Raw genomic sequence first — 4,849 nt, 5'->3', positions numbered from 1 at the left:
CGGCTGGGGCGACGGACTCAAGAAGCTCGGCCTCAACGGCGGCCCAGATTCCGGAGCGGGCGACACCAAGGACGCGGGCAGCGCAGGCGCCGGCGCCGACGGGTAGCCAGTCAGTGATGGAAATCGGGCGGTCCTCGTAAAGGGGCCGCCCGATTTTCGTTGTGGTGGCGTCGGGGAAGTCACGCCGCGCGGGTCAAGCGCTCAGGCTTGGCCGGGAAGGGTGCGGTTCTCGGTCGGGTGCTCCTTGGCGGGCTGCGCCCGGCGCTTCTTGCGCTTCACTCCGACGCTGCCCCACAGTGAGAAACCGCGGACGGTGACGTGCGGGGCGCCACGCGTCCCAGCGCCGATGCTCGACTTGTCGAAACTGCCCATCACGCCGACACCGTGCAGATCGACGTTCACCTCCGGGGGCACCAGAATCGTCTGCCCGCCACAGATCGAATACGAGTGGATCTCCACGTCGGCCGAGGTGAAGTCGGCGTAGCGCAGGTCGATCACGCCACCCCCGAACACGGTGACCGACGTCAACCGCTTCGGTACGTTCCACCGGCCGCGCCGTTCGAAGCCGCTCATGATCGCCAGCAACAGCGTCGACGGCGCGGGCCGGCCGGGCTCGACTCCCGGCGCCGTGGTGGCGACGCCGGGCAGGTCGGAACTGAGGCGATCCAGCTCTTCCAACGTCTGGGCGGCGTAGGCCTTCTTGAGACGGTCCTCGAATTCGCCCATGTCGAGGCGGCCCTGAGCGGCGGCATCAGAGAGAAGCTGCGCCACCCGGATGCGGTCCGTATCGGCAGCACGCATGGACCCGGATCGCGACGCTCCATTGCTCATTGGGGACGAGCCTACGACGAACGCCAATACATGCAAGGGGCCGTGCGCAGAATTTGCCGAAACCATGGTCTAGGGAGTGCCGCCAACCCACCGCGGCGGCCGCTTCTCCAGGAACGAGAGGATGCCCTCGCGTGCCTCCTCGGAGAGGAACAGCGCCGCCGACTGCGCCGCCAGCACCTCGGCGTGCTCGTCGAACGCCGCCAGGATTGCACCGGTGGTCAACGCCTTCGACGCGGCCAGACCCTGGGGCGAACCCTTCACGACGTCGGCCGCCAGCGCGCCGACGGTGGCGTGCATGGCCTCGGTGGTGTCGGCGGCGACGGTGATCAGGCCGATGGTCTGCGCCTCCGCCGCGCCGAACTTCTCGCCGGTGACGAAGTAGCGACCGGCCGCGCGGGCCGACATCTTCGGCAGCAGCGTCAGCGAGATGATCGACGGGGCCACACCGATGCGCGCCTCGGTGAGCGCGAACGTGCTCGCGGGTCCGGCGACGACGATGTCGCACGCGCCGATCAACCCGAGGCCGCCGGCGCGCACGTGGCCGTCCACCGCGCCGATCACCGGCATCGGCAGTTCGACGATCGCCCTGAGCAACCGGGTCATCTCGCGGGCCCGGTCCACGGCCAGGTCGCCAGGGTCGCGGTCCGCGGCTTCGCCGAGATCGGCGCCCGCGCAGAACGTGCCACCGGTGTGGCCGAGGACCACGCACCTGACGTTTGGATCGGCAGCGGCACTGGCGAACCCGTCGTGCAGTTGCCGAACCAGCACCGTCGACAGCGCGTTGCGGTTGTGCGGCGAGTCGAGCGCCAGCCGAGCGACCGCACCGTCTTTCGCGTAGGTGACCAGCGTGCTCATCAGTAGGACCGGGGCAGGCCCAGCGACGTCTGCGCGATGAAGTTCAGGATCATCTCGCGGCTGACCGGGGCGATGCGGGCCAGGCGCGACGCCGTCAGCACCGACGCGATGCCGTACTCCTTGGTCAGGCCGTTGCCGCCGAGGGACTGCACGGCCTGGTCGACGGCCCGCACGGACGCCTCGCCCGCCGCGTACTTGGCCATGTTGGCGGCCTCCGCGGCGCCGAAGTCGTCGCCGCCGTCGTACAGCGTCGCGGCCTTCTGCATCATCAGCTTGGCGAGTTCGATCTCGATGTAGTTCTGCGCCAACGGATGTGAGATTCCCTGGTGCGCGCCGATCGGCGTCTTCCACACCTGGCGGGTCTTGACGTATTCGGCGGCCTTGTTGATCGCGAAGCGGCCCATGCCGACGGCGCTGGCGGCGCCCATGATGCGCTCCGGGTTGAGACCGGCGAACAGCTGCGCGATGGCGGCGTCCTCCGCTCCGACGAGCGCGTCGGCGGGCAGCCGCACGTCGTCGAGGAACAGCTGGAACTGGAACTCGGGGCTGACGATCTCCATGTCGATCTTGGTGTAGCTCAGGCCGGGCGTGTCCGTCGGCACCACGAAGAGGACGGGCTTCAGGTTGCCGGTCTTCGCCTCTTCGGTGCGACCGACGACGAGGATCGCCTGCGCCTGGTCGACACCGGAGATGAACACCTTCTGCCCGGACAGGACCCAGTCGCTGCCGTCGCGTCGGGCGGTGGTGGTGATCTTGTGCGAGTTGGACCCGGCGTCCGGTTCGGTGATGGCGAACGCCATGGTGATCGAGCCGTCGGCGATACCGGGGATCCAGCGCTTCTTCTGCTCCTCGGTGCCGAACTTGCTGATGATGGTGCCGTTGATGGCGGGGGAGACCACCATCATGAGCAGTGCGGACCCGTTGGCCGCCATCTCCTCCATGACGAGCGACAGCTCGTACATGCCGGCTCCGCCGCCGCCATACTCCTCGGGCAGGTTCACCCCGAGGAAGCCGAGTTTGCCTGCTTCGCTCCACAATTCGGTGGTGTGTTCACCGGCGCGTGCCTTGGCCAGGTAGTAGTCCTGGCCGTAGCTCGACGCCATGGCCGCGACGGCCTTGCGCAACTCCTGCTGTTCGTCGGTCTCGGTGAAGCTCATTGGGTGTCTCCTAGTGGGTTCTCGATGCGGGCAAGGACGGCGCCGACGTCGACCTGCTGGCCGGCCGTCACGTTGAGCTCTGCGAGCACGCCGCCAGTCGGGGCGGCGATGGTGTGCTCCATCTTCATGGCTTCCAGCCAGATCAGCGCCTGGCCCGCCGTGACCGTGTCGCCGACCGACGCGGCGACCTTGGTCACCGAGCCAGGCATCGGGGCCAGCAGCGAACCCTGCGCGACGGCGGCGTCGGGGTCGGGGAAGCGCGGTAGCGCGGTGAGGCGCACGGGGCCCAGCGGGGAGTCGACGAAGGTCTGGTCGCCGTAGCGGGCGACGTCGAAGGGGCGCTCGACACCATTGACCGTCAGCACGACGCGCGTCGGCGACGACGACACCAGGGCCACGGCGTCGTCACCGTCGAGTACGAGACCGGCGCGGCCGAACCGGTACCGCACCTCGTGCTCGCCGCCCGCCGCGTCGAGGTACCGCTTGGTCTGGAAGCCTGACGCCAGGTTTCGCCAGCCGCTGGGCAGGCCCTTGAGCGCGGTTGCGGCGCTCCGATTCTCGGCGGCGTCGGCCAGGGCGGCCGCCAGCGCAGACAGCTCCGGCGCCGACGGGTCGGCCAGCGGTGCGGCCAACTCGGCGAGGCCGTGGGTGTCGAAGAACGCGGTGTCCGTGGCGCCGTCGAGGAAGGCGCGATGGCGAAGGACGTTCACCAGAAGGTCGCGGTTGGTGCCGATGCCGTGCAGGCGGGTGCGGGCCAGCGCGTCGGCCAGGATCGCGGCGGCCCTGGCGCGAGTCGGTGCGTAGGAGATGACCTTGGCCAGCATCGGGTCGTAGAACACCGACACCGCCGACCCGTCCACCACCCCTGAGTCCACCCGCACGCCTGCGCGACCGAGCAGCCCGAACTCGGTCAGCGCCGTCGGCACGTCGAAGCGGTGAACCGGTCCGGCCTGCGGTTGCCAGCCCTTGGCGGGGTCCTCGGCGTAGAGCCGCACCTCGATCGAATGCCCGTGTGCAGCAGGTGGTTCCGCGTCGAGACGACCGCTGTCGGCAACCAGCAGTTGCAGCTCGACAAGGTCGAGTCCGGTGGTCTCCTCGGTGACGGGGTGCTCGACCTGCAGCCGGGTGTTCATCTCGAGGAAGAAGAAGTCACCCGCGTCGTCGGCCATGAACTCGACGGTGCCCGCGCCGGTGTAGCCGATGGCCTCGGCGGCCAGCCGCGCCGCGTCGAACAGCTTGGCCCGCATGCCCGGTGTGCGCTCGACGAGGGGCGACGGGGCCTCCTCGATGATCTTCTGGTGGCGGCGCTGGATCGAACACTCGCGTTCGCCAACCGCCCACACGGTCCCGTGGGAGTCGGCCATCACCTGCACCTCGACGTGGTGGCCGGTGGCCAGGTAGCGCTCGCAGAACACCGTCGGGTCGCCGAAGGCGGACTGCGCCTCCCGCCGCGCGGCCTCCGCCTGCTTGGTCAGCTCGCCGAGTTCGCGGACCACGCGCATGCCGCGCCCACCGCCCCCCGCTGACGCCTTGATCAGGACCGGCAGCTGCTCGGCGGTGACGGTCTCGGGGTCGAGTTCGTCGAGCACCGGCACACCCGCCGCGGCCATCATCTTCTTGGCCTCGATCTTGCTGCCCATGGCCTGCACGGCGGCGACTGGCGGGCCGATCCACGTCAGCCCGGCATCCTGCACGGCGGCGGCGAATTCGGCGTTCTCGGAGAGGAATCCGTAGCCGGGGTGGATGGCGTCGGCGCCGGCAGCGTGCGCGGCGGCGATCAGCTGAGCCACGTCGAGGTAGCCGTTGCGGCCGTCCAACCGGACGCGGACGTCGGCCTCGGCGACGTGGGGCGAGGAGGCGTCGGGGTCGGTGTAGACGGCGACCGTGCCGATGCCGAGGCGACGGCAGGTGGTGAACACGCGGCGGGCGATCTCCCCGCGGTTGGCGACCAGAACTCGCGTGATCACTTCACTCCCTCCGCGATTTCGGCGCGCCGAGTTGCGCTC

Annotated in this window: 4 protein-coding genes; all 4 read right to left on the bottom strand. The window is 69.7% G+C overall.

Annotated features, from left to right (window positions below; genetic code table 11):
- Positions 1-201: 201 nt before the first annotated feature.
- A complete protein-coding gene (locus ACRDUX_RS06625) occupies positions 202-831 on the bottom strand; it encodes a DUF1707 domain-containing protein (protein ID WP_526412179.1) in 630 nt (209 codons plus the stop codon).
- A gap of 69 nt (positions 832-900) precedes the next feature.
- Positions 901-1,686, bottom strand: a complete 786-nt coding sequence (locus ACRDUX_RS06620) for an enoyl-CoA hydratase family protein (RefSeq protein ID WP_526412177.1) — start codon at positions 1,684-1,686, stop codon at positions 901-903.
- The gene (locus tag ACRDUX_RS06615; protein WP_526412175.1) at positions 1,686-2,843 is read right to left on the bottom strand and encodes an acyl-CoA dehydrogenase family protein; all 1,158 of its coding nucleotides are present in this window, start codon (positions 2,841-2,843) and stop codon (positions 1,686-1,688) included. Before ACRDUX_RS06615 ends, ACRDUX_RS06620 begins: the two co-directional genes overlap by 1 nt.
- A complete protein-coding gene (locus ACRDUX_RS06610) occupies positions 2,840-4,810 on the bottom strand; it encodes an acetyl/propionyl/methylcrotonyl-CoA carboxylase subunit alpha (RefSeq protein WP_526412181.1) in 1,971 nt (656 codons plus the stop codon). Before ACRDUX_RS06610 ends, ACRDUX_RS06615 begins: the two co-directional genes overlap by 4 nt.
- Between the last annotated feature and the right edge of the window lie 39 nt (positions 4,811-4,849).

Origin of the sequence: Mycobacterium sp. (assembly GCF_050701675.1) — a bacterium.
Lineage (GTDB): Bacteria > Actinomycetota > Actinomycetes > Mycobacteriales > Mycobacteriaceae > Mycobacterium.
This window is presented reverse-complemented; position numbering and strand designations above follow the sequence as displayed.